Raw genomic sequence first — 24574 nt, 5'->3', positions numbered from 1 at the left:
GCGCTGCATCAGAACGTCTGGCCGACGATCATGGCGAGGTGCTCGACGATCGGGCCGACGGCGAGTGCCGGGAAGAAGGTCAGGCCGCCGACGATCAGGATGACGCCGGCAAGCAGGCCGACGAACAGCGGACTGTCGGTCGGGAAGGTGCCGGCGGAAGCGGGAACCGTCTTCTTGGTGACCAGCGAACCGGCGATGGCGAGTGCCGGGATGATGACCAGGAAGCGGCCCATCAGCATGGCGAGACCAATGGTGATGTTGTACCAGGGCGTGTTGCCGGTGAGGCCGCCGAAGGCCGAGCCGTTGTTGGCCGCACCCGAGGTGTAGGCGTAGAGGATCTCGGAGAAGCCGTGCGGGCCCGGCGTGCCGACGGACGCCACGGCACTCGGGATCAGCACCGCGATCGCGGTGAAGCCGAGCATGGCAAGCGGCAGGCACAGGATGGCGAGAACGGCCATCTTGATTTCCTTGGCCTCGATCTTCTTGCCGAGATATTCCGGCGTGCGGCCGACCATCAGGCCGGCGACGAAGATGGCGATGATGACGAACATCAGGATGCCGTAGAAGCCGGCGCCGACGCCGCCGACGATGACTTCGCCGAGTTCCATGTTGATGAGCGGGATCATGCCGCCGAGTGCCGTGAACGAGCCGTGCATGGCGTTGACCGCCCCGCAGGAGGCAGCCGTGGTGACGACCGCGAAGAGCGACGACAAGACGATGCCGAAGCGGACTTCCTTGCCTTCCATGTTGCCGCCGTCGATGCCGAGCGCGTGCACCAGCGGATTGCCGGCAGCCTCGGCCCAATAGGTGATGGCGACGCCGGCGACGAACAGGATGCCCATGGTGGCGAAGATCGCCCAGCCCTGGCGCTGGTTGCCGACCATGCGGCCGAAGACGTTGGTCAGCGCCGCACCAAGCGCGAAGATCGAGACCATCTGGATGAAGTTGGAGATGGCGTCGGGGTTTTCGAACGGATGCGCCGAGTTGGCGTTGAAGAAGCCGCCGCCATTGGTGCCGAGCATCTTGATCGCCAGCTGCGAGGCAACCGGGCCGACGGCGATGGTCTGCTGCGCGCCTTCGACAGTGGTCGCGGCAACGTAGGAGCCGATCGTCTGCGGCACGCCGAGCCAGACATAGGCGAGCGTGAGCACGACGCAGAGCGGCAAAAGCACGTAGAGCGTGCCGCGTGTCAGGTCGACCCAGAAATTGCCGATCGACTTGCCTGAAGCACGGGCGAAACCGCGGATCAGCGCCATGCCGACGGCGATACCGGTGGCGGCGGAAACGAAGTTCTGCACCGTCAGACCGGCCATCTGCACGAGATAGGACATCGTGCTTTCGCCACCGTAGTTCTGCCAATTGGTGTTGGTCATGAAGCTGACGGCGGTGTTGAAGGAGAGTTCAGGCGATACCGCGCCCATGGCGGCGGGGTTGAAGGGCAACGAGCCCTGGAACCGCTGCATCGCATAGAGCAGCAGGAAGCCGGCGATGTTGAACGACAGCATGGCGGCGGCATAGCCGGTCCAGTGCTGGTCCTCGCGTTCGCTGGTGCCGGCTAGCCGGTAGAGCACACGCTCGACGGGGCCGAGCACGGGCGACAGAAACGTGCGCTCGCCCGTGAAAACGCGGGTCATGTAGCCGCCCAGCGGCTTCACGAGCAGAATGATGATCGCGCAGAACGCGGCGATCTGTATCCAGCCATTGATGGTCATTTGAGAAACTTTCCGTGCGAGCGCAGAGCGGTCAGAACCGTTCGGGGCGGATGAGCGCGTAGGTCAGATAGGCAAGCAGGAACACGGTCACTGCGCCGCCGAGGATGTATTCGAGCAACATTTGGCGTTCTCACTTGTTGAATTTGCGCATCGTGCTTTCCGAAAATCGTTTCCAATTTTCGGGCCAATGCTCAGAGGATGTCGCAGGCTTTGACGTAGGCGAAGCACAAGGCGAAGAAGACGACGCCTATGGCGAGAACGAAGATATCCATCTTCGAAGGCTCCTGTTCCGTTGAAACCTTGCACCGAGGGCACAAGGACCATGGCCACGCGCCAAACGACGGCGTCAGGCACGCTGACGACGTTGGCGGGGCTCTGGATTTCGGAACGGAATATGGCCCCGGACCGCATTAAGGTTCGAGAGAGCGGGGCAGGCAAAGAAATAGGAATTGCATAAAGAAAACGGCCCCCAGGCGGGTGCCTGGAGGCCGTCTTGTCGTCCGACTTGAGGCCGCCGCTTCAGCGGCGGCAGGAGATCAGGCGAGGCCTTCGGCGCGCAGGGCCTTCTGCACGGCCGGACGGGCGGCCACGGTGCCGATATAGCGCTGGATGTTGGCGAAGGAGCTGAGGTCGATGCCGACATGCTTGGCCCAGCCGAGGATCGTCCAGAGATAGGCGTCGGCTGCGGTGAAGGCGTCGCCCATCAGATAGGCGCGGCCGTCAAGCTTGCCGTCGACAAAAGCGAGGCGCTTGGCGAGGAGTTCGCGGTTGATCTCCTTGGTCGCCTCGGGCGTGTTGGGCTTGAAGAAGGCGCCGAAGACCTTGTGCAGCTCGGTGGCGACGAAGGCCAGCCACTGCTGGACGCGGTAGCGCGCCATGTCGCCGGGCTTGGGCATCAGGCCGCTCTCGGGCTTCTGGTCGGCGAGGTACTGCACCAGCACGGAGGATTCGGTCATCAGCTCGCCATCGCCGAGGACCAGCGCCGGCACGTAGCCGTTGGGATTGGTGGCGAGGAAGTCCTGCTGGGTTTCGGTGGTCTTGGTCTTGCCGTCGACCTTGACGAGCTCAAGGTCGATGCCGACTTCGTTGGCGACGATGTGCGGGGCCAGCGAGCAGGCACCGGGCATGTAGAAAAGCTTCATTTCGTGGGGAACTCCAGATGGTGGGTGGCCCTCCCCTCGCATGCGCGGGCGAGAGGGCCAAGCATCCATCCGGTGAACACTCTGTTGCCGCTGCCGCAGAACCGGCGGCGTCGAAATCGCCAGGGGTTAGACCGTGACGGTCTTCAGGCGCTCGGCGATCAACCGGGCAAGCCGCTCGGCGACCTCTTCCTTGGGCAGGTCGGGCCATTCGTCGACGCCTGATTTGCTGACGATCTTCACCCGGTTGCGGTCGCCGCCCATGACGCCGCCCTCGTGGCTGACGTCGTTGGCGACGATGAAGTCCGCGCCCTTCCTGGCAAGCTTGGCCTGGGCGTTCCTGAGCACGTCCTGGGTCTCGGCGGCGAAGCCGACGACAAGATACGGCCGCTTGGCGTGATGGCCGATACCGGCGAGGATGTCGGGGTTCTCGACCATCTGCAGCGCGGGCGGCCCCTCACCCGCCACCTTCTTGATCTTTTCGCCGGCGGCGTTGTCGGTACGCCAGTCGGCGACGGCGGCGACGAAGACCGCGGCATCGGCGGGCAGAAGCTGCTCGACGGCATCGCGCATCTCGCGCGCGCTCTCGACATGGATGGTTTTCACACCAGCGGGATCAGCAATGGTGACCGGGCCGGAGACGAGGCGGACATCGGCGCCCAGTTTCGCCAGAGCCGCAGCGAGCGAATGGCCCTGCTTGCCCGACGAGCGGTTGGCGATGTAGCGCACGGGATCGATGGGCTCGTGCGTCGGGCCGGAGGTTATGATGATCTTGCGGCCCGACAGTGGCTTCGGGCTGACGTCGAGCAGTGCTTCGATGGCGGAAACGATCTGCAGCGGCTCAGCCATGCGGCCCTCGCCGGCCTCGTTGCTCTCAGCCATTTCGCCCTTCATCGGGCCGATGAAATGGATGCCGTCCTTTTCAAGCGTGGCGCGGTTGCGGCGGGTTGCCGGATGCGACCACATTTTCGGGTTCATCGCCGGTGCAAGCAAGACCTTCTTGTCGGTGGCGAGCAGCACGGTGGAGGCCAGGTCATTGGCATGGCCATTGGCGAGCTTGGCCATCAGGTCGGCCGTGGCAGGTGCTACGACCAGAAGGTCCGCCTCACGCGACAGCCTGATGTGGCCGATGTCGTGCTCGTCCTGGCGGTCGAAGAGATCGGAGAAGACGTGATCCGCTGTCAGCGCGCCGACCGACAGCGGGGTGACGAATTCCTGCGCGGCGGATGTCATCACCGCACGGACCGAAGCGCCACGCTCGCGCAGGCGGCGTATCAGGTCGAGCGACTTGTAGGCCGCGATGCCGCCGCCGATGATGAGCAGGATGCGCTTGCCGGAAAGGATCATGCCAGGTCCGCCGTATTCTCAGGCCGGCTTCAGCGCCGGCTCGATGTCGGTATGGATGAAATCTTCGCCCTTGAAAAGCAGCGGGACATTTCGGGTTTTCGCAAGCGCGTAGGCGAAGCAGTCGCCGAAGTTGAGCTTGGCGGTGTGACCGGAGCCCCTGCTGTAGCGTATCCGGGCATCGACCGCTGCTTCCAGCTCCTGCTCACCGAAAGGAACGAGTTTGATCAACGTGTCGGCCACCAATCCCTGCAGAAATGAGAGGCCTTTGTTCGGTGCGATGCCGGCGAGAACGAAGACGCATTCGAGATAGGTAGGGACAGCCATCAGCTTACCCGGCGTCTGCTCCAACAACGTGCTGAACGCCAGCGCCTCGGGTTCACGCCGTGCAATCGCAATGATGGCCGAGGTGTCGACAACCATCACAGCCCGTCGAACTCGCCGCAGATCAGGTCGCTCAGCTCCTTTTGCGAAAAGTGCTTGTAGCGATTGTCTGTCGGCTGATCAGACTCGAGTTCGGCGGCGCGGCGCATGATTTCGTCCGCGCCGATGCGGGACGCGAGCGTTTGCTCGGCGGCCACCTCGCCAGACAAAATCTGGCGCAATGCCTCTTCAAGCGAGTTGCCATTCTGCGCGGCTTTCACGCGCAGGGCCTGCTTTACATCTTCGGGAACGTTTCTGATGGTGAGCGTAGCCATCGACGCCTCCATGCTGTCATTGACTGCAATGTAGTCATTGACAGCATGGGCGTCAAACGACGGCCACCCTTAGAACAGCTTCCAGGCGACGTAGACCAGCGTCGCCGCGATAACCCACAGTGCGACACGGCCGGAGCGGTTGTAGCGCGCCTCGGCCTTGCCGATGGCCTTGGCGGTCTCGGCGTCGAAACGCAGGCCGTTCTCGGCCATGGCGTCGATCTGGCGTGACAGGCGCTCGGTACGGGCAGCGAAATCAGGAGCTTGACGGACAAGCGACATCAGCGCGCCGAGGCCGTCACGGGCGTCGATCAGCAGACCTTGCGGGCCAAGATTGCCTGATATCCAGTGGCCGACCACCGGCTCGGCGGTCTTCCACATGTTGAAGGCCGGATCGAGCGTGCGGGCAACGCCCTCGACCACGACCATTGTCTTTTGCAGCAGCACCAGTTCGGGCCGCGTCTGCATGTCGAACAGCTCGGTGACCTCGAACAGCAATGTCAGCAGCTTGGCCATCGAGATGGTTTCGGCCGGCTGGCCGTGGATCGGCTCGCCGATGGCGCGGATGGCCTGGGCGAAGGCCGCGACATTGTGATGGCGCGGCACATAGCCGGCCTCGAAATGCACTTCGGCGACACGCATGTAGTTGCGGGTGATGAAGCCGTAGAGGATCTCGGCGAGGAAGCGCTGCTCCTTCTTGCCGAGGCGGCCTGATATGCCGAGATCGACAGCGACGATGTCGCCCTTGGCGTCGACGAACATGTTGCCGGGGTGCATGTCGGCATGGAAGAAGCCGTCGCGCAGCGTATGGCGCAGGAACGACTGGACGAGCGTCGCGGCGATTGCCTTGAGATCGTGGCCGGCGGCGCGGAGCCCGTCGATGTCGTTGAGCTTGACGCCGTCGATCCACTCCATGGTGAGCACGTCTCGGCCGGTGCGCTCCCAGTCGACCGATGGCACGCGGAAGCCGGGATCGTCCCTGGTATTCTCGCCGAGCTCGGAATAGGCAGCCGCCTCGAGCCGGAAATCCATCTCGATCTTGGTGGTCTGGGCCATCGTCTCGGTGATCTCGACCGGGCGCAGGCGGCGGCTCGACGGGACGAAACGCTCCTGCAGCCGGGCTGCCAGGAAATAGCTTTCGAGATCCTGGAAGAAGCGGCGGCGTACGCCGGGACGGATGACCTTGACCGCGACCTTGCGCGGCCCATCCGGCGTGTCGACCTCGGCCGGGTGGACCTGGGCGATCGAGGCGGCGGCGATCGGCGCATCGATGCTGATATAGAGATCGGAAACCTTGCGGCCGAGCGAGCCTTCGATGGCCTCGACAGCTTCCGACATCGGGAAGGTCGCCATGCTGTCCTGCAGCAGCGCCAGATCGAGCGCGATGTCGTCGCCGACGACGTCGGGACGTGTCGCCAGGAACTGGCCGAGCTTGACGTAGGAAGGGCCGAGGCGGGCAACCGCATTGGCGAGCCGGTCGCTGCGCACGCTTTTGCGGGCGCGACGGCGGGTGAACAGCTTGGCGACGCTCCAGCCGAACTTGGGCAGGCCGGTCAGCTGGTCGCCCGGCAAGGCCGCGACCACGCCCTCGCGCACCAGGACCCAGCCCGCGCGCGCGAGCCGGAAAGACGCCCCGAGACTGCTCATCGCGCGCCGTCCGTCAAAGCTTCCAGCCCGAATGCAAAGCCGCAATGCCGCCGGTGTAGTTGCGGAAGGTGACGCGATCGAAGCCGGCGCGCGTGATCATCGCGGCGAAGTTCTGCTGGTTGGGGAACTTGCGGATCGATTCGACGAGATAGGCATAGGGCTCGCCGTCACCCGTGACCGCCTGGCCGATGCGCGGAATGGCATTGAACGACCAGGCTTCGTAGACCTTGTCGAGCAGCGGCATGTCGACCTCGGAGAATTCGAGGACCAGCAGGCGCCCGCCCGGCTTCAGTACGCGGTACGCTTCCGACAGCGCCACGTCGATGCGCGGCACGTTGCGGATGCCGAAAGCGATCGTGTAGGCGTCGAAGGTCTCGTCGGCGAAAGGCAGCTCTTCGGCGTTGGCTTCGACGAAATCGGTCTTGTCGGCGAGGCCGCGCTTGTCGGCGCGCTCGCGGCCGACGCCAAGCATCGAGCCGTTGATGTCGAGCACGGTGGCATGCGCGTTGCCATGCGAGGCATCGACGATGCGGAAGGCGACGTCGCCGGTGCCGCCGGCAACATCAAGCACTTTCCAGCCCGGACGCTTGGGCGGATTGAGCCAGGCAACCATGGCATCCTTCCACACCCGGTGCAGCCCGCCCGACATCAGGTCGTTCATCATGTCGTAGCGGTTGGCGACCTTGTGGAAGACCTCGTTGACCAGGCCCTGCTTGTCGCCCGCACCGACATTGCGGAAACCGTAGGAGGTTTCCATGCCGCCGACGGCCGTCGTCCGTTGTTCTGACATTTTGTTGTCCAATCAAATCCGGCGGGACCATAGCCGATCACACCAGCGGGCGCTATTGTTAGAGGCGCGGTTTTAGGCCGCGCCCGCGCCGACAAGACAAGGAATAAAGAATGCCTTTGAAAGCCGAGCTGCACTGCCACATAGAAGGCGCGGCGGCACCCGAACTCGTCGTCCGCCAGGCGCAGAAATACGGCAAGGACGTCTCACCCTTCATCCAGAACGGCTCCTTCGTGTGGAACGATTTCACCTCGTTCCTTGCGGCCTACGACTTCGCCGCCGACCTTTTCCGCACCGAAGAGGACTACGCCCGGCTGTCCGAACACTACCTGACGAGCCTTGCGCGCGACGGCGCGATCTATTCCGAGGTGTTCACCTCGCCCGACCACGCCATCAAGGCCGGGCTGTCGCCCAAGGCCTATACCGACGCACTCGGCGAAGGCATGGAGCGGGCCAAGGCCAAGACCGGCATCGAGGGCCGCATGATCGTCACCGGCGTGCGCCATGTCGGCGTCGAATCGATCGAGGCCGCCGCGCGCTTCGCCGCCAGGTGCAACCATCCGCTGGTGACCGGCTTCGGCGTTGCCGGCGACGAGCGCATGGGCGAGTTCGAGGATTATGTGCGCGCCTTTGAGATCGCGCGCGAGGCCGGGCTCGGGATCACCATCCATGCCGGCGAACTGATGGGCTGGGAGAGCGTGGCGCTGGCGCTCGACCACATCAAGCCGTCGCGCATCGGCCACGGCGTTCGTGCCATCGAAAACCCCGACCTGGTCAAGCGCATCGCCGACGAGGGCGTGGTGCTCGAAATCTGCCCGGGGTCGAACATCGCACTGAAGGTATTCGACAGCTTTGCCGACCACCCATTCCCGAAGCTGCGCGACGCCGGCTGCAAGGTGACGCTGAACTCCGACGATCCGCCCTATTTCTGGACGACGCTGAAGCGCGAATACGACATTGCCACTGAGCATTTCGGCATGGACGACAAGGCACTGCTGGCGACGACGCGGACGGCGATCGAGGCCGCTTTCGTCGACAAGAAGACCAAAGCTGCCCTTCTTGCCCGTCTCGACGGCCATAAACGCTGAATTTGGCCGACAAAACTGTGGTTCAAGGCTGGTGCGACATTGGTCGACGGCGCGCCAGCCGATAGAATGGCGCCAATTATCCGAGTTCCAGGAGCGTAAGCCATGACCGTGACCGTCGTCGACCATCCGCTTGTCCAGCACAAGCTGACCATCATGCGCGACAAGGAAACCTCGACGGCCGGCTTCCGGCGGCTGCTGCGTGAGATCTCCCTGCTGCTCGGCTATGAGGTGACGCGCGACCTCGAACTGACCACCAAGATGATCGAAACGCCGATCGAGACGATGGAAGCGCCGACACTCGAAGGCAAGAAGCTGGTCTTCGCCTCGGTGCTGCGCGCCGGCAACGGCTTGCTCGAAGGCCTGCTCGACCTGGTGCCGGCGGCACGCGTCGCCCATGTCGGGCTCTATCGCGACCACGAGACGCTGGAAGCGATCGAGTATTTCTTCAAGGCGCCGAGCGACCTCGGCGACCGCCTGGTGATCGTCGTCGACCCGATGCTGGCAACGGCCAACTCGGCGATCGCGGCGATCGACAAGCTGAAGGGCCGCGGCGCCACCAATTTGCGCTTCCTGTGCCTGCTTGCTTCGCCCGAAGGCATCGAGCGCTTCACCAAGGCGCATCCCGATGTGCCTGTCTTCACCGCCTCGATCGACCGCGAACTCAACGAGAAGGGCTACATCATCCCTGGCCTCGGCGACGCCGGCGACCGCATGTACGGCACCAAATAAGCCTTAACCCGCGGTTTACCGCCTTTGACATTGGGACGGCGACGTTAAAGCCGCGATCACCTTGTCTGGCCTATCGTGACGCCTCAAATCAGGGCGTCACATGCTGCGCAAACTCATCATATTCGGCGTCTGTGCCGGCGCATCCGCGTCGGTGCCGATGCTTTGGGACAAGGACGGCGAAAAGTTCAAGGCGCTGACCGAGATGGCGGCAGGCAGCGACACGCCGGCACCCAAGCCGATCGCGGTGAGCGCCGCCACCGCTTCCACCGCCGGCCGCAGCGTGACGATAGACGCCGACATGCGCGGCCATTTCACCGCGAGCTTCAAGATCAACGGGCGCTCGATCGACGCCATGGTCGACACCGGGGCCACGCTGGTGGCGATCAACGTCTCGACCGCGCGCAAGGCCGGGGTGAAGGTCGCGCCGGCTGACTTCACCCAAAAGGTCAACACGGCCAACGGTGCGGCGCGCGCAGCGCTTGCGCGCATCGACAGGCTGCAGATCGGCCGGATCAGCGTCGACGACGTGCCTGTCGTCGTGCTCGAAGACAAGGCGCTCGACGGCACGCTGATCGGCATGAGCTTCCTGTCGCGGCTCAAGAAATACCAGGTCGAAAACGGCGCGCTGCTCCTGGTGCAGTGAGCCTCACGCCGCGGTCTGCTGGTCCGCCGTGCGGAAATGGCCCGGCGGATGGCCGATGACACGCTTGAAGGCGCGGCTGAAGGCGGCTTCCGAATCGTAGCCAAGCCGGGATGCGACGACCGAGATGCGCAAGCGGTCGCGGACAAGCCACTGCCGTGCCTGATGCATCCTGACCTGGGTGACGTAGCGCGCCGGCGTTTCGCCGACGATGGCGGCGAAGCGGTCGGCAAAGCCGGAGCGCGAGGCGCCCATCATCCGGGCCAGCGCCTCGACCGTCCAGTTGTGGCTCGGTTCGAGATGGATCGCGGCCAGCACCTTGCCGATCTTGGGATCCCTGACCGCGGCGATCCAGCCGCTGGAATCGCCACAGCCGCGCTCGACCCATGAACGGATGATGATGGCGGCAAGCACATCGGCAAGCCGCGCGACGATGCCGGCGGAGCCGACGCGCTCGAGCTTGACCTCGCGCGCCATGGTTTCGAGCATGTGGGTGATACCGGGATCATGGGCCTCGAGCTCGGTCGTGCGCATGACGTCGGGCATCATGCAGAGCAGCGGATGCAGGCCGTCGAGGTTGAAGTACATGCTGCCGCAGAAAAGCAGCGTGCCTGGCTGGCAGCCCTCGGTTGACAGGCAAAAGACCTTCTCGCAGATCTGCTTGATCTCGTAGCCGTTGATCGGCGACGACTTGGCGCCCGGCTCGCTGGCCAGCGCGTGTGCCACGCCGCGCGGCAGGAGCACGGCGTCGCCGCAGCGAAGCTCGACCCACTCGCCCGAGGGCTGGCGCAGCCAGCAGGCCTTCTGGCCGACGAAATAGAAGCGCGCCGTGGCCTGGGCCGGAAACTCGATATTCCACGGCTCCTTCAGCTCCCAGCGGCCGTATTCGACGCCCTCCAGACGCAAGCCACGCAAGATGTCGGTCAGCGGGTCAGCAGCAAGTTTGGACGAACGATCATTCATGCTGGCGTTTCTAGCATGGAAACGCCAATTCGCCACCCCCATGTTGCACCGCACCGCAATCGGAGAGCCTCCCCCATGAACGATATCGCGACCGCAACGCTGGACGGTATCCCAATCCAGAAAGCGAAAGCCGAGGAGCGCGCGGAACCCCTGTGGGGCGCCGTGGTGTCGCTGTCGCTTGGCGTGTTCGGGCTGGTCACCGCCGAATTCCTGCCGGCCAGCCTGCTGACGCCGCTGGCTCAGGATCTCGGCATCACTGAAGGCACGGCCGGACAGGCGGTGACAGCGACAGCAATCATCGGCGCCATCGCCGCGCCGACCATGTCGATCATCACCAAGCGCATCGACCGCCGGCACGTCATGCTCGGCCTGACGCTGTTGCTGATCGTCTCAAGCGTGCTTGCAGCGACAGCCTGGTCGCTGCCTTCGCTGCTGTTTGCGCGTGTCCTGCTGGGAGTTGCACTCGGCGGCTTCTGGTCGATGTCGGCTGCCATCGCGATGCGGCTGGTGCCCGGCGATGTCTTCCCGCGCGCCATGTCCATCGTCCTCACCGGCGTTTCCGTAGCCACCGTCTGCGCCGCCCCCATCGGTGCCTATGTCAGCGAAATCTGGGGATGGCGCACCGCCTTCATGCTCGCCGCCGCAGTCGGTGTCGTGACGCTGATCGTCCAGTTCGCGACCCTTCCCAAGCTGCCTCCGGTGAGCGTGTCCAGCTTCCGCGGCCTGCTGGATGTCGCCAAGAACCCGATGGTCAAGGTCGGGCTGCTTGTCGTGCTCTTGACCGCATCCGGGCACTTCGCCGGCTTCACCTATGTCAGGGCCTTCCTGGAACAGGTGCCCGTGCTCGACATCGAGAACGTCTCGCTGGTGCTGCTGGCCTTTGGCATCGGCGGGTTCTTCGGCAACTTCGCCGGCGGCTTCCTCGCCGAGCGCAGCCTCAAGGCAGCCGTTACACTCGCGCCGTTACTGATTGCGATAGCCGCGCTTGCACTGCTGCTGCAGGGGACATCGCCGACTGTTTCGGCAATTGCCGTCGCGGCGTGGGGCTTTGCCTTCGGTGCCGTGCCGGTGGCCGTGCAAACGTGGATGGTGCGTGCCGCGCCCGACCAGGCGGAAAGTGCCGGCGGATTGCTGGTCGCGACCTTCCAGGTGGCGATCGCGCTGGGCGCCGTGTTCGGCGGCCTGCTGGTCGACAATGCCGGCGTTGCCAGCGCCTTTGCCTATAGCGGCGCAGCGACGTTGCTTGCGGCAATCGCCGTCGTCTGCTTCGGCGGAAAGCACGCAAGCTGACGATGTTGGACGAGCCTGTTGCGCCGCGTGGCTATCTAGCTGCGCGGCGCAATGCGTCTGGCGATGATCTTGGCGGTCGCCGGCCTTGCGTCTTCGAGCACATAGGCCGCAAGCACTGAAGCTGCGGCGGCTTCCGCCACAAGCGGACTGCGGGCGTGGACATGCGCCAGCGTGTCGCCTTTCCGTATCTCGGCCCCGACCGGTACAAGCCCGGTGATGCCGACGGCGTGGTCGACCTTGTCCTCTGGCCGGGTGCGGCCGCCGCCAAGCGCAACGACGGCAAGGCCGATGTCGCGGGTGGCAATAGTCGAGACAAAGCCGTTGCGCTCAGCCTTCACCACCAGTTCCAAATCTGCCTTGGGCAGATATCTGGCCGGCTTCGCCACGAAGTCGGCCGGGCCGCCGAGGACAGAGACCATGCGGCCGAAGATGTCGGCGGCGGTGCCGTCTTCAAGTGCCGTGCGCGCCCGCGCCAGCCCCTCGCGCTGCGAGCTTGCCCGACCGGCCGACTGCAGCATCTCGGCGGCGAGCGCCAGCGTGACTTCTTCCAGGCGCGGATCGCGGAAGCGGCCGGTGAGGAAATCGACCGCGTTCTGGACTTCCACGGCGTTGCCGGCGGCGGAGGCCAGTGGCTGGTTCATGTTGGTGATCAGCGCCGTGGTCCTGAGGCCCGCGCCATTGGCAACCTCGACGAGGCTGGTGGCCAGCGCCGCCGCATCGCGGGCCTTTTCCATGAAGGCGCCATTGCCGATCTTGACGTCGAGCACCAGCGACTGGAGGCCGGCGGCGAGCTTCTTCGACAGGATCGAGGCGGTGATCAGCGGCACCGATTCCACCGTCGCGGTGACATCGCGGATACCGTAGAAGCGCTTGTCGGCAGGGGCGAGATCTGATGTCTGGCCGATGATGGCGCAGCCTGTCTCGCGCACCGTGCGCCGAAACAAGGCGAGGTCGGGCTGGCTGACATAGCCGGAGATCGAATCCATCTTGTCGAGCGTGCCGCCGGTGTGGCCGAGGCCACGGCCCGAAATCATCGGCACGTAGGCGCCGCAGGCCGCGACGATGGGCGCCAGCATCAGCGAAACGTTGTCGCCGACACCGCCGGTCGAATGCTTGTCGGTGACGGGACCGGGCAGATCGGACCAGTCGAGCACGTCGCCGGAATCGCGCATGGCTGACGTCAGCGCCACCGCCTCGTCGCGGCTCATGCCGTTGAAGAAGACAGCCATGCCGAAGGCCGCGATCTGGCCCTCGGAGACGGAGCCCGAAGAGATGCCGGCAACGAAGGCCGCGATTTCGCCTGAGGTGAGCGCCTTGCCGTCGCGCTTGCGGCGGATGATTTCTTGGGGGAGCATCAGATGGCGCTCGCGGACTGGACAGGATGGCGCTCGACGTTGCCCCCCTCTGGCCTGCCGGCCATCTCCCCCACGAGGGGGGAGATCAGCTGCGGCACGCTTGCCGCTCGTCTTGGGGCAGTGGTGATTGGCGAAGACGTCGAGGACGAGTGATCTCCCCCCTTGTGGGGGAGATGGCCGGCAGGCCAGAGGGGGGCGCGCAGGAACGCGGCACTCACTCCGGTCCAAACCTCAGCCATCGAGCGTGCCCTTCTCGAACATCTTGCGCAGCACCGTGGCGAGGCGGCCGCCGCCGATGGGGGCCATGTCCTTGGTCTCGCGGTGCGACAGCTCGGCCCCGGTCATGCCGGCGGCGAGGTTGGTGATGACCGAACAGGCCAGCACCTTGAGGCCGAGGAAGCGGGCGATGATCGCCTCCGGCACGGTCGACATGCCGACCGCATTGGCGCCGAACATGCGAGCCATGCGGATCTCGGCAGGTGTTTCGAAAGACGGACCGGAGAACCACATGTAGACGCCCTTGTGCAGGTCGATGCTTGCTGCTGCGGCGGCGGCTTCGAACGCCTTGCGCAGGCCGGCGTCATAGGCCTCGGTCATGCCGACGAAACGCCTGTCGGTCGGCTCGCCGAACAAGGGGTTGGTGCCGGCGAAATTGATGTGGTCCTCGATCAGCATGATCGAGCCGGGCAGCATTTCAGGATCGACGGAGCCGGCCGCATTGGTCAGCACGAGCTGCGTTACGCCGATGCCGGCCAGCGTCTCGAGCGCCGGACGCATCACCGACGCGTCGCCATGTTCGTAGTAGTGGGCGCGGCCGGCCATCATGATGACCGGCTGGCCGCCGAAGAGGCCGGCAACGAGCTCGCCGGCATGGCCTGTCACACCGCTCCGGGGGAAACCGGGCAAGGCGGCATACGGAATGCGCACGGCGTTTTCGACCTCATCGACGAGGCCGCCAAGGCCGGAGCCCAGCACCATGGCGGTTGCAGGCGCAAGACCGTCGAGCTGTTCGACGAGGCGATCGACGGCTTCCTTCATTTCAGCATCTCGCCTTCAAAGCCGTAGGGCAGCATCTGGCCCATGGTGACCGTTTCGACGATGCCGGCGTCGTCGCAGAGATAGAGTTTGGTGTCCGGGCTGGTGAATTCGGCCAGGCGCTGACGGCAGCCGCCGCAGGGCGTGATGCGGGCCATGCGCTCGGCAACGACCGCGATCTCGGTGATCTTGCCGCCGCCGCCCATGATGTAATGACCAAGCGCGGTGGTCTCGGCGCACCAGCCCTCGGGGTAGGACGCGACCTCGATGTTGGCGCCGGCAAAGACACGGCCGTCTTCGGTGCGCAGTGCCGCGCCAACCGGAAATTTCGAATAGGGCGCGTAGGCCTTGGCCATGGCGGCTATCGCCGCCTGGAAGAGATCGTGGGACATAAGAAGCCTTGTCTTTACTCTACAGACTTGAGTTCAAACGATCTGCCGGGCCTTCGCTCCAGACAGAATGGTCAAGCAACGTTCGGCAAGATGCAATGATGCCCTCGACGTTCTCGCGACTTAGAACCTGCGTGCGTGTGGCCTCGTCGAGCCAGTACCTGAACAGCATCTTTCTCTCGCCATCCTCGTCCTCGACTATGCTCAACGACGCGTAGGTTCTGCCCTTCATTTCCAACAGATCCTCAGTTGCCAGAAACCGGTAGCCGTAGGACCGGAAGAAGGCTCGAATGACCTGCGTCAGCATAACGACCTCCAAGCTCCCCCGCTATGTTGGAAGGCAACGTTCGATCTCAGCGCTCCTTCACATAAGGCACGCCACCGGCACGCGGCGGGATGGCCTTGCCGATGAAGCCGGCGAGCAGGATGACGGTGAGGATGTAGGGCAGCGCCTGCATCAATTGCACCGGCACCTTGCCAATGAGCGGCAGTGGCGTGCCCTGCAGGCGGATCGACAGCGCGTCGAGGAAGCCGAACAGCAGGCAGGCGAACATTGCCGGCACCGGTTTCCACTTGGCGAAGATCAGGGCTGCGAGCGCGATGTAGCCTCGGCCGGCGGTCATGTCCTTGACGAAGCCGGCATTCTGGGCGAGCGCCATGTAGGAGCCGGCAAGTCCGGTGAGGATGCCGGTGCAGATGACGGCGCGGTAGCGCAGCCAGGCGACCGAGATGCCGGCGGTGTCGACCGCGGCCGGGTTTTCGCCGACGGCGCGCAGGCGCAGGCCAAAGCGCGTGCGGAACAGCACCCACCAGGTGAACGGCACGGCGAGGAAGGCGACGTAGGTCAACAGCGAGTGGCCCGACAGCAGGCCGGAATAGAGCTGGCCGATGACGGGCACGTCGCGCAGCGCGTCGGCGCCGGGCAGCTTGATCTCGCCAAAGCGGCCTTCCGGCGGCAGCGAGGGCGTGCGCCCGCCCTGCTGGAACCAGGCCTGGCCGAGGATGATCGTCGAGCCGGCGGCGATGAAGTTGATGGCCACGCCCGAGACGATCTGGTTGCCGCGATGGGTGATCGAGGCAAAGCCATGGACCAGCGCCATGCCGACCGAAACCAGCACGGCGACGAGCAGGCCGATCCACGCCGAGGCGAAGACCGCCGCAGCCGCGGCACCGGCGAAGGCGCCTGCCAGCATCTTGCCTTCAAGGCCGATGTCGAAGACGCCGGCGCGTTCGGAATAGAGGCCGGCCAGGCAGGCAAGCAGCAGCGGCACCGAAACGCGGATGGTCGAGTTCAGGATGTTGATGAGCGCGTCGACGAATTCCATTTCAGGCACGCTCCCCTTTGGTCGCCGTGATGCCGACCGATCCTGGGCTGATACTCGCGAAGATGCCCTGGATCGTCGGCCGGAACATGTTCTCCAGCGCGCCGGCGAACAGGATCACCAGGCCCTGGATGATGACGATCATGTCGCGGGAGATGTTCGGCATCTCGAAGGCGAGCTCGGCGCCGCCCTGGTAGAGCATGCCGAACAGGATCGCCGCCGGCACGATGCCGGCCGGATGCGAACGGCCCATCAGCGCCACAGCGATGCCGACGAAGCCGGCGCCGGAAACGAAATCGAGCGGCACGTTGTGCTGGTCGCCCATGATCGGGTTGAGCGCCATCATGCCGGCGAGCGCGCCCGAGATCAGCATGGTGACGATGATGATGCGGGGTTCCGAAATGCCGGCGTAGCGCGCGGCCTTCGAGCTGAAGCCGTAGGTGCGGATCTCGTAGCCGAGCCTGGTGCGCCAGATCAGCACCCAGACAAGGAAGGCCATGACCAGCGCCAGCAGGAACGAGATGTTGAGCGGCGCCGACGGCCTGACCTTGAGGCCGAATTCGGCGAGCAGCCAGCCGAGCTTGGGCAACTGCCCGCCTTCGAGGAACTGGCGCGTCTGCGGCGCCATCGAGCCCATCGGCTTCAGCACGTTGACCAGCATGTAGACCATCACCGAGGCGGCGATGAAGTTGAACATGATGGTGGTGATGACGATGTGCGAGCCGCGCTTGGCCTGGAGATAGGCCGGGATCAGCGCCCACAGCGCGCCGAAGAGCGCGGAGGCTATGATCGCCAGCGGAAAGACGACCCACCAGGGCAGCGTGCTGTCGAAGGACAGGACAACAATGGCGATGCCAAGACCGCCGATGTAGGCCTGGCCCTCGCCGCCGATGTTGAACAGGCCGCAGTGGAAGGCGACCGCGACCGCAAGGCCGGTGAAGATGAAGTTGGTGGCGTAAAACAGCGTGTAGGCAATGCCCTGGCCGCTGCCGAAGGCGCCCTCGACGAGGATGACGGCGGCGCGCAGCGGATTTTCGCCGACGAGCAGCACGACGAGGCCGGCAACGGCAAAGGCGACAAGCAGGTTGATGAGGGGGATGAGGCCGTAATCGGCCCAGGCCGGGAGTTTTGCGTAAGGCGTGCTCATTCGGCGGCCTCCTTGTGTTCGACGCCTGCCATCAGCAGCCCAAGCTCGCCTTCGCTGGTTTCGGGTCCGCGCTCGCCGACGACGCGGCCGGCGAACATTACCAGGATACGGTCGGACAGCGAGCGGATCTCGTCGAGCTCGACCGAGACAAGCAGCACCGCCTTGCCCTGGTCGCGCATGGCGATCAGGCGCCTGTGGATGAATTCGATGGCACCGACATCGACGCCGCGGGTCGGCTGGCCGACGATCAAAACGCCGGGATCTTGTTCGATTTCCCGCGCGAGCACGATCTTCTGCTGGTTGCCGCCGGAGAAATTTGCGGTTTTAAGCCGGGGATTGGCCGGGCGGATATCGTATTTCTCGATCTTTTCCTGCGCGTCCTTCTGGATCGCATCGAGGTTGAGAAACGGGCCTTTGAGGTATTGCGGCTTGTCGTGATAGCCGAGGATCGAGTTCTCGCTTTCGTCGAAGGCCAGCACCAGCCCGACATGATGCCGGTCTTCCGGCACATGGGCTAGGCCACGATCGCGCAACTCGCCGGGATCGGCCTGGCCGGTCAGGTCGATCGGCGTGCCATCGAGCATGACGGTGCCCGAAACTGCCTTGCGGATGCCGGAGACGGCCTCCATCAGCTCGGACTGGCCATTGCCGGCGACACCGGCGATGCCGACGATCTCGCCGGCGCGGATGTCGAACGAGACGTCGTCGACCATGGTGACGCCGCGCGAATCCCTGACGGTCAGGTTCTTGACCGCGAGCTTGACGGCCCCCGGCTTTGCCTCGCCCTTTTCGACGCGCAGCAGCACGCGGCGGCCGACCATCAGCTCGGCCAGTTCCTCGACGGTGGTTTCGCTGGTCTTGCGCGTCGCCACCATGGTGCCCTGGCGCATGACCGAGACATTGTCGGTGATCGCCATGATCTCGCGCAGCTTGTGCGTGATCAGGACCACCGTCTTGCCCTGCTCCTTCAGCTGCTGGAGGATGCGGAACAGGTGGTCGGCCTCGGCCGGGGTGAGCACTCCAGTCGGCTCGTCGAGGATCAGGATTTCGGCGCCACGATAGAGTGCCTTGAGGATTTCAACGCGCTGCTGCAGGCCGACCGGCAATTCTTCGATGAGCGCATCGGGATCGACCTCGAGGCCGTATTCGTCTTCGAGACGATGCAGCTCGGAGCGCGCCTTGGCGATCGATTTCTTGAGCAGCGCCTCGCCCTCGGCACCAAGAATGACGTTTTCCAGCACCGAGAAATTCTCGACCAGCATGAAGTGCTGGTGGACCATGCCGATGCCCACGGCGATCGCGTCATTGGGCGTCTTGATGTTGGTCGGCTTGCCATTGACGCGGATCTCGCCGCTGTCGGCCTGGTAGAAGCCGTAGAGGATCGACATCAGCGTCGACTTGCCGGCGCCGTTTTCACCGATGATGCCGTGGATGGTGCCGCGCGGTATTTCGAGCGCGATATCGCGGTTGGCGCGGACCGCACCAAAACTCTTGTTGATGCCGATCAGTTCGATAGCTGCTTCCGCCATACGACCGTCCCACCTCAGGTTTCTTATGTTCTTGTTATGGCTTGCCGAAAGAGCTAGCACGCCGATACTGCCCTGCCAATCGGCTCGCCTTGTTGCCCCGTGGAATTGGCCGACCCTTGACCAATTTCGACGCAACGACCGAAATGACGACCTAATGAGGATCGCCCATGACCACGCCCGATGACCGGCTGACGACGCTCGAAATACGCGCCACTGAGCAGGAGCATACGATCGAGGAGCTTTCCGGCCAGATCGCCGAACAGTGGAAGATCATCGAGCGGATGCAAAAGAAACTCGACGTGCTCGCCGAGCGTTTTCTGGCGCTCGAAGAACAGTCGGCGCCCGATACGCCGGTGACCAAACCGCCCCACTGGTGATCCAGCTTTCCGATCAAGATTCAGGCCGATCAAGATTCAGGCCAGACCGGCAGCGTCGGATGGCTGCCACAGCTCGATCGGATTGTCCTCGGGATCGTGGATCCGACAAAACCGGCCGACCTCCGAGTCCCATTCCGCTCGCGTTTCCACCGCGATACCGGCAGCCTTCAGGTCGGACATCGCGGCATCGAGGTCATCGACGCGCAGATTGATCAACCATTGCTGCTCCGGGCGGCCGAAATACTCGGTGTCCTGGCTGAAGGGCGCAAGGATTGTCGGCCCCGCCTGCTGTTTCCAGACCTCGCGCGAAATGTCCGAGATGCCAAGGTGCTTTTCATACCAGGCAGCGAGCGCTTGAGGGTCCCTGGCGCGAAAGAAGAAGCCGCCAATTCCGGTCACCGTGAACATTGACTGCCGCCCCAAAAACCGAGCCAGAATGACCCACGCCGCCGGACGATGCCCGGCGGCGTGGGTTTCGATCGGGCTAGCCGATCAATAGGGGCACTTGTCGTCCGAGGTGTAGTCATGCACCTGGATGGTGCCGGCGATGATGTCGGCCTTGGCCTTTTCGACCGCAGCCTTCATCTCGTCGGTGACGAGCGCCTTGTTGTTGTCGTCCATGGCGTAGTCGACGCCACCTTCCTTGAGGCCAAGATTGTTGATGCCGCCTTCGAACTTGTCGTTCTTGGCATCCATGAAGGCGTTGTAGACGGCGACGTCGACGCGCTTGAGCATCGAGGTCAGCACCTTGCCCGGCTGCAGGCCGTTCTGGTTGGAATCGACGCCGATGCCGAGCTTGCCGCCGTCGGCAGCAGCCTGGAGCACGCCGACGCCGGTGCCGCCAGCCGCTGCGTAGATGACGTCAGCACCCTGCGAGATCTGGGTCTTGGTGATTTCACCGCCCTTGGTCGGGTCGTTCCAGGCGGCAGGCGTGTCGCCGGTCATGTTCTGGATGACTTCGGTCGCACCGGCAGCCTTGGCGCCGCCGACATAACCGCAGCCGAACTTGCGGATCAGCGGAACGTCCATGCCGCCGACGAAGCCGACCTTCTTGGACTGCGAGGCGAGAGCCGCCATGACGCCGACGAGGTAGGAGCCTTCATGCTCCTTGAACACGATCGACTTCACATTGGGCTTTTCGACGACCATGTCGATGATGGCAAACTTGAGGTCGGGATAGTCGGCAGCAACCTTGGCGAGCGCCTCGGACCAGGCAAAGCCGGCCATGACGATCGGATTGCGGCCATCCTCGGCGAAGCGGCGCAAGGCCTGGTCGCGCTGCGAGGCGTTGGAGACTTCGAACTCGACATAGGCAATGCCGGTCTCGGCCTTGAACTTCTCGGCGCCGTTGAAGGACGCTTCATTGAACGACTTGTCGAACTTGCCACCGAGATCGTAGAGCAGCGCCGGCTGAACATCAGCAGCGAGCGCCGGAAGGCACATGGCGGTAGCCGCCAGAAGGCCGAGGACAATACGTTTCATGTGATCCACACCCTGTCGGTTGTCTTTTTTGCAATCGCCGCGCGAGCCGTTCCTCCGGCTGCCGCACAGCGTATGGCGAGGATCTCTCCCCCCGCGCATGGCCATATCTTGCACGGGCCAAGACAAAATTCACGCGGAATCTTGACCTTTTGGAAAAATGCACAGGCGTTGCAAATGGTGTGTGAAACGAATGTCTAAACGGCCGCCTTGTCGGGGATTGCACAAGCAACGCCGGTGCCCTTCAGGCCACAATAGCCATGGGGATTCTTGGCAAGGTATTGCTGATGATCCTCTTCAGCGAAGTAGAACTGAGGCGCGGTGTCGATCTCGGTGGTGATCTTTTCCCGGCCGGCAGCCTTGAGCGCGGCCTGATAGGCATCACGCGAGGCAATCGCCTCGGCCTGCTGGGCATCGGAGAAGGTGTAGATCGCCGAGCGATAGGTCGTGCCAACGTCGTTGCCCTGGCGCATTCCCTGCGTCGGGTCATGCGCCTCCCAGAACATCTTCAGCAATTCGGCATAGGCGACCTCGCGGGGGTCGAACACCACCAGCACGACCTCGGCATGTCCGGTAAGCCCGGTGCGGGTTTCCTGGTAGGTCGGATTGGGTGTCAGGCCACCGGCGTAGCCAACCGCCGTGACCCACACGCCCGGCGTCTGCCACAACAACCGCTCGGCGCCCCAGAAACAGCCGAGACCGAACAGCGCCTGGTCGAGCCCCTCGGGATAAGGCCCCTTGAGCGGGCGTTTTGAGACATGATGCTTCGACGCCGTCGGGATGGTCCGCTGGCGGCCGGGCAACGCTTCGTTGGCGGCGGGCAGCTTGAGCTTCTTGTTCAGCATGTCGCTCAGGAAAAACATCGCGCACCCCTCCTTGAAGCTTGTCGCCGCGCCGGCCTCAGACCTCGCCGGTAAAGCGGCTCGCACGCCGCCTGTGGCCAATCGCGTAAAGCAGGAAGGCAAGGACAGCGAAAATCGCGAAGCCAGGCTGATTGAGCACCGGAACGACAAAGCTGTCCCAGAAGGCCGGGCTGGTCTTTTCGCGGACGAATGCTTCGGTCGCGGCCAGCGTGGTCGGCGAGGCCGTCGACCAGCTGGTATCGAGCGGGGTCATGACCAGCCTCGACACGGCGACGGTGCGGGTGGCGTCGAGCACGGCCATGATGACGGCGACTGAGAGCGCGATTGCGGCGGCAAGACGGAACACGAAGCGGATCATCGGCGGTCCTGGATATCGGTTATGAACGAGAAATAGGCCGCGTGACCGGCAGGTGCAATCGAAGACACGGCTAATTGACAGGCGTTTGCGGCGGGACGGCCGGCTTCGGCTTGCGGCGATTGACCCGCCAGACGGCGAAGATGCCGCCGGCAACGGCGCCGACAAGAAGACCGCCGAGGCCGATCAGCACCACGAAGTAGCCGCAGGCGCCTTCGAAGCAGCTCATGTCGGTGGCCTCGGAAATCCCCGAGCCAACCGCGAGCGCGAGGCCGGCGCCTAGCGCCGCACCGACAATGACGCCGATGATGGCGGCGACGATGGAGACCAGCAAGCGCGGCCGCTCATGCGAGCCACTGCTCCGCAAGGCTGGCGTTTGATCCTGCCGACCGACCAGCCAGATCATGGCCAAGCCGATCGCGATCTCGCCGCCGTCCCAGGCAAGACCGACAATGCCGAAGGCGAAGTCGGGCATGACAAGGATGTAGATCTGCTTGACCAACAGGAAGACGATGATCGCCCATTGCCAGATGGTGAAGTTGCGAGGGAAGCCTGGAGAACGATTGTAGGCTAGGACAAGCAGATAGATGCCCCAGGCAATCGTCACGGCGCTGAAGCCGACCGAGGCGTAGATCAGCCACAACACCGCCGTCGGCATCGAGAAATCCAGCATGATGGCGATGCTGGCGTCAATGCCGCGGGCGCTGAGCGCCATGACCAGGCAGAGCCACGCCACCGGCAGCCAGCCCCAGATGTCCCTCTCGGGCGTTTGGTTGTCGGACGCCATCGAATCTCCCCCGCCGCAAGCCTGCAGCACTTTGCGGCAATGCGGCGCGCACTGGCAAGCAGGCGGTCGCGCTCGCCGCAGGACACCCCGAAAGCACAAATCGCGGCCATGATCATTTCACCAGGCAACATTTGCCGCCTCAGCGCTTGGCAAGCAGCGCAGGATCGACTAGATGAGCCCCGCGGCCAGATGCTTTAGCGGGTGTTCGGCGGCAGGCGGATGGGTGTATGGCAGGTTGACTGCGCCCGACTGACGGCTCGGCGAGCCGACGCCAAGGAGATGCGTGCACTCCCAACCGGCCCGGCTGAACCAGCCGGCGCAAGGCGCGTATGCGGAGAGGTGGCCGAGTGGTTGAAGGCGCACGCCTGGAAAGTGTGTTTACGGGAAACCGTAACGCGGGTTCGAATCCCGCTCTCTCCGCCAGCCATCAAATTGCGAACCCCTACATTTGAAAGCCCAAATTCCTATTGATTTCAAAGGGGGTTAGCAGCGGCGGATACGAGCGCGACAACAGGCCGGAAAAGGCCGACTCGACCAGACAACCCCATAGCCTTGGCACACCGATGCCGTCAGGGGCGTCCATAGCATTAGAGCCCGCCCGGACTAAAAATCCCCGATTTCGCTCCAAAAGCTGCGTCAGCGTTCAGTTGCGGCCTCGAAGACAGGAAGGCTTGCCTCGACCATCTCTGCAGTGCCCGTCAGGCTGATCCGGAAATCCGTCGGCCTGTCGAAGAGCGTTCCCGGCATCACGAAGACACCTTGATCCGCCAGCCTGCGGATGAAGCCAACCGAATCGCCGCCCGGCGCGCGGCCCCAGAGGTAGAATGTGCCTTCTGGCCTGGTCATGCTGTAGCCCCATTGCGTCAGCGCGCCGTGCAGCCGGTCGCGTTTACGCTGCAGTTCGCCGATGTCGATGCTCATCCTTTCAAGATCGGCGACCGCATATTGCAGCGGCGCATCGGGAAAATTCCAGCCGCCACCAACCTGCGAAGTCAACGCCGCCGCACGCAGGGCTTGCTTGTCGGCTTCGGGCATGGACGGGCAGATTGCGAGGTAGCCGATGCGCAGGCCCGGCGCGAGCAGGATCTTGCCGTAGCTGTAGTCGATCAGCGTGTGGGGATAGACGGCGGCGGGGCTGGTAAAGGGCACGCCGTCGAAGCGGATGCGGCGGTAGGGTTCGTCGGACAGGATGAAGATTGGGCGGCCAAACTCCGCCGACTTGCGGGTGAGCATGGCGGCGAGTTCGGTCAGACGTTCCCGGCTGTAGATGACGCCCGTCGGATTGTGCGGGGTGTTGACCACCACGATCCGCGTGCGTGGCAAGATCGCCGCTTCGATGGCGGCCACGTCGAGGTCGAATGTTGCTTCGGCGAGCGGGACCGGAACCGGCACAGCATTGCGGGCGCGCAGCGTGGTGGCGTAGCAGAACCAGCCCGGCAGCGGGATGATGCATTCGTCGCCAGGGTCAAGCAGCAGGGAAAAGGCGAGCGCGACCGCACCGAAGGCGCCCTGAGTCATCGCGATGTCCTCGGGGTGGAACGGCAGCCCGAGTTCGGCGCCAAGGGCCTTGGCAATCACCGTGCGCGGTTCCTCTTCGCTGGTCTTGTAGGCGAACCAGTTCGCGCTTTTCGGCTCCATCCTGGCCTTGATCGCCGCCACCATCGCAGGCAGCGGCATTTCGTGCGGATTGCCGAAGGTGAGATCGGCGCGCACATCCTTGTCATCGACGCCGTCGCGATAGCTGCTGAAGAACCTGAAGACCGTGTCGATGGCGTCGGCCGACGAAATCGCGCGCGTGGACAGAATGCTCATGGGGTCGCTCCCGATGCTCGGCAAAGCATGCGCTCGGGCAGCGCCAGAGTAAACGGGGCGTTCAGGTGAGCCCGGCAACCCGCCCGCGTG

Annotated in this window: 27 protein-coding genes and 1 tRNA gene; 6 read left to right on the top strand and 22 right to left on the bottom strand. The window is 64.2% G+C overall.

Annotated elements, in window-relative coordinates; translation table 11 throughout:
* Positions 1–8: 8 nt before the first annotated feature.
* The 8 genes from kdpA to ubiE all read right to left on the bottom strand — a co-directional run bounded on the left by kdpA (position 9) and on the right by ubiE (position 7327).
* Entirely contained in the window at positions 9–1712 is a 1704-nt protein-coding gene (kdpA, locus tag J1C56_RS21835) for a potassium-transporting ATPase subunit KdpA (protein ID WP_214392162.1), read from the bottom strand.
* Positions 1713–1743: 31 nt separating this feature from the next.
* Positions 1744–1833 (bottom strand): K(+)-transporting ATPase subunit F, encoded by a 90-nt coding sequence (gene kdpF / locus J1C56_RS21830; RefSeq protein WP_067954606.1) that lies wholly within the window; start codon positions 1831–1833, stop codon positions 1744–1746.
* A 415-nt stretch (positions 1834–2248) separates the two neighbouring features.
* On the bottom strand, positions 2249–2854 hold the full coding sequence (gene gstA / locus J1C56_RS21825; protein WP_214392161.1) for a glutathione transferase GstA: 606 nt from the start codon (positions 2852–2854) through the stop codon (positions 2249–2251).
* A 126-nt stretch (positions 2855–2980) separates the two neighbouring features.
* Positions 2981–4198 (bottom strand): bifunctional phosphopantothenoylcysteine decarboxylase/phosphopantothenate--cysteine ligase CoaBC, encoded by a 1218-nt coding sequence (gene coaBC / locus J1C56_RS21820; RefSeq protein ID WP_214392160.1) that lies wholly within the window; start codon positions 4196–4198, stop codon positions 2981–2983.
* An 18-nt stretch (positions 4199–4216) separates the two neighbouring features.
* Positions 4217–4618 carry a type II toxin-antitoxin system VapC family toxin gene (locus J1C56_RS21815; protein WP_214392159.1) on the bottom strand — a complete coding sequence of 134 codons (402 nt, stop codon included), beginning with the start codon at positions 4616–4618 and terminating at the stop codon, positions 4217–4219.
* Complete coding sequence (locus J1C56_RS21810; protein WP_214392158.1) at positions 4618–4893, bottom strand: FitA-like ribbon-helix-helix domain-containing protein; 276 nt, start codon at positions 4891–4893, stop codon at positions 4618–4620. The genes J1C56_RS21815 and J1C56_RS21810 overlap by 1 nt, the downstream gene beginning before the upstream one ends.
* A gap of 69 nt (positions 4894–4962) precedes the next feature.
* Positions 4963–6537 (bottom strand): 2-polyprenylphenol 6-hydroxylase, encoded by a 1575-nt coding sequence (gene ubiB, locus J1C56_RS21805; RefSeq protein ID WP_214392157.1) that lies wholly within the window; start codon positions 6535–6537, stop codon positions 4963–4965.
* A gap of 13 nt (positions 6538–6550) precedes the next feature.
* The gene (gene ubiE / locus J1C56_RS21800) at positions 6551–7327 is read right to left on the bottom strand and encodes a bifunctional demethylmenaquinone methyltransferase/2-methoxy-6-polyprenyl-1,4-benzoquinol methylase UbiE (RefSeq protein WP_214392156.1); all 777 of its coding nucleotides are present in this window, start codon (positions 7325–7327) and stop codon (positions 6551–6553) included.
* 110 nt (positions 7328–7437) lie between these two features.
* Between ubiE and J1C56_RS21795 the strand changes: the two genes are divergently transcribed.
* The 3 genes from J1C56_RS21795 to J1C56_RS21785 all read left to right on the top strand — a co-directional run bounded on the left by J1C56_RS21795 (position 7438) and on the right by J1C56_RS21785 (position 9784).
* Positions 7438–8412 carry an adenosine deaminase gene (locus J1C56_RS21795; RefSeq protein ID WP_214392155.1) on the top strand — a complete coding sequence of 325 codons (975 nt, stop codon included), beginning with the start codon at positions 7438–7440 and terminating at the stop codon, positions 8410–8412.
* Between the two features lie 102 nt (positions 8413–8514).
* On the top strand, positions 8515–9141 hold the full coding sequence (upp, locus tag J1C56_RS21790; RefSeq protein WP_214392154.1) for a uracil phosphoribosyltransferase: 627 nt from the start codon (positions 8515–8517) through the stop codon (positions 9139–9141).
* Positions 9142–9241: 100 nt separating this feature from the next.
* Positions 9242–9784, top strand: a complete 543-nt coding sequence (locus tag J1C56_RS21785) for a TIGR02281 family clan AA aspartic protease (RefSeq protein ID WP_214392153.1) — start codon at positions 9242–9244, stop codon at positions 9782–9784.
* Positions 9785–9787: 3 nt separating this feature from the next.
* On the opposite strand, the gene J1C56_RS21780 is transcribed toward J1C56_RS21785, so the two are convergent.
* Positions 9788–10744 (bottom strand): AraC family transcriptional regulator, encoded by a 957-nt coding sequence (locus tag J1C56_RS21780; RefSeq protein WP_214392152.1) that lies wholly within the window; start codon positions 10742–10744, stop codon positions 9788–9790.
* Between the two features lie 75 nt (positions 10745–10819).
* Here J1C56_RS21780 and J1C56_RS21775 point away from each other — a divergent pair, with 75 nt between their 5' ends.
* Entirely contained in the window at positions 10820–12034 is a 1215-nt protein-coding gene (locus J1C56_RS21775; protein ID WP_214392151.1) for an MFS transporter, read from the top strand.
* A gap of 35 nt (positions 12035–12069) precedes the next feature.
* Here the strand turns inward: J1C56_RS21775 and deoA are convergent, their stop codons facing one another.
* The 7 genes from deoA to J1C56_RS21740 form a co-directional block, all read right to left on the bottom strand.
* Entirely contained in the window at positions 12070–13389 is a 1320-nt protein-coding gene (deoA, locus tag J1C56_RS21770; protein WP_214392150.1) for a thymidine phosphorylase, read from the bottom strand.
* A gap of 231 nt (positions 13390–13620) precedes the next feature.
* Positions 13621–14427 carry a purine-nucleoside phosphorylase gene (locus J1C56_RS21765; RefSeq protein ID WP_214392149.1) on the bottom strand — a complete coding sequence of 269 codons (807 nt, stop codon included), beginning with the start codon at positions 14425–14427 and terminating at the stop codon, positions 13621–13623.
* Positions 14424–14816, bottom strand: a complete 393-nt coding sequence (cdd, locus tag J1C56_RS21760) for a cytidine deaminase (RefSeq protein WP_214392148.1) — start codon at positions 14814–14816, stop codon at positions 14424–14426. The genes J1C56_RS21765 and cdd overlap by 4 nt, the downstream gene beginning before the upstream one ends.
* 19 nt (positions 14817–14835) lie before the next feature.
* Entirely contained in the window at positions 14836–15120 is a 285-nt protein-coding gene (locus J1C56_RS21755; RefSeq protein WP_214392147.1) for a hypothetical protein, read from the bottom strand.
* A 46-nt stretch (positions 15121–15166) separates the two neighbouring features.
* Positions 15167–16138, bottom strand: coding sequence for an ABC transporter permease (locus J1C56_RS21750; RefSeq protein WP_214392146.1), 972 nt, complete (start codon positions 16136–16138; stop codon positions 15167–15169).
* A gap of 1 nt (position 16139) precedes the next feature.
* On the bottom strand, positions 16140–17282 hold the full coding sequence (locus J1C56_RS21745; protein WP_214392145.1) for an ABC transporter permease: 1143 nt from the start codon (positions 17280–17282) through the stop codon (positions 16140–16142).
* The gene (locus J1C56_RS21740) at positions 17279–18811 is read right to left on the bottom strand and encodes an ABC transporter ATP-binding protein (protein ID WP_214392144.1); all 1533 of its coding nucleotides are present in this window, start codon (positions 18809–18811) and stop codon (positions 17279–17281) included. Before J1C56_RS21740 ends, J1C56_RS21745 begins: the two co-directional genes overlap by 4 nt.
* A gap of 167 nt (positions 18812–18978) precedes the next feature.
* Between J1C56_RS21740 and J1C56_RS21735 the strand changes: the two genes are divergently transcribed.
* Positions 18979–19188 (top strand): SlyX family protein, encoded by a 210-nt coding sequence (locus tag J1C56_RS21735; RefSeq protein WP_214392143.1) that lies wholly within the window; start codon positions 18979–18981, stop codon positions 19186–19188.
* Between the two features lie 36 nt (positions 19189–19224).
* On the opposite strand, the gene J1C56_RS21730 is transcribed toward J1C56_RS21735, so the two are convergent.
* The 5 genes from J1C56_RS21730 to J1C56_RS21710 all read right to left on the bottom strand — a co-directional run bounded on the left by J1C56_RS21730 (position 19225) and on the right by J1C56_RS21710 (position 22672).
* The gene (locus tag J1C56_RS21730) at positions 19225–19596 is read right to left on the bottom strand and encodes a VOC family protein (protein ID WP_214392142.1); all 372 of its coding nucleotides are present in this window, start codon (positions 19594–19596) and stop codon (positions 19225–19227) included.
* A gap of 84 nt (positions 19597–19680) precedes the next feature.
* Positions 19681–20670, bottom strand: a complete 990-nt coding sequence (locus J1C56_RS21725; protein WP_184770036.1) for a BMP family lipoprotein — start codon at positions 20668–20670, stop codon at positions 19681–19683.
* Between the two features lie 194 nt (positions 20671–20864).
* Complete coding sequence (gene msrA, locus J1C56_RS21720; protein WP_214392141.1) at positions 20865–21530, bottom strand: peptide-methionine (S)-S-oxide reductase MsrA; 666 nt, start codon at positions 21528–21530, stop codon at positions 20865–20867.
* Positions 21531–21567: 37 nt separating this feature from the next.
* Positions 21568–21888, bottom strand: a complete 321-nt coding sequence (locus J1C56_RS21715; RefSeq protein WP_214392140.1) for a hypothetical protein — start codon at positions 21886–21888, stop codon at positions 21568–21570.
* Positions 21889–21958: 70 nt separating this feature from the next.
* Positions 21959–22672 carry a hypothetical protein gene (locus J1C56_RS21710; protein ID WP_214392139.1) on the bottom strand — a complete coding sequence of 238 codons (714 nt, stop codon included), beginning with the start codon at positions 22670–22672 and terminating at the stop codon, positions 21959–21961.
* Between the two features lie 333 nt (positions 22673–23005).
* On the opposite strand from J1C56_RS21710, the gene J1C56_RS21705 reads away from it, so the two are divergent.
* Positions 23006–23095, top strand: a tRNA-Ser gene (locus J1C56_RS21705).
* Between the two features lie 213 nt (positions 23096–23308).
* Here the strand turns inward: J1C56_RS21705 and J1C56_RS21700 are convergent.
* On the bottom strand, positions 23309–24484 hold the full coding sequence (locus J1C56_RS21700) for an aminotransferase class I/II-fold pyridoxal phosphate-dependent enzyme (RefSeq protein WP_214392138.1): 1176 nt from the start codon (positions 24482–24484) through the stop codon (positions 23309–23311).
* Between the last annotated feature and the right edge of the window lie 90 nt (positions 24485–24574).

It is taken from the genome of Aminobacter anthyllidis, from assembly GCF_018555685.1.
GTDB classification, from domain to species: Bacteria; Pseudomonadota; Alphaproteobacteria; order Rhizobiales; family Rhizobiaceae; genus Aminobacter; species Aminobacter anthyllidis.
This window is presented reverse-complemented; position numbering and strand designations above follow the sequence as displayed.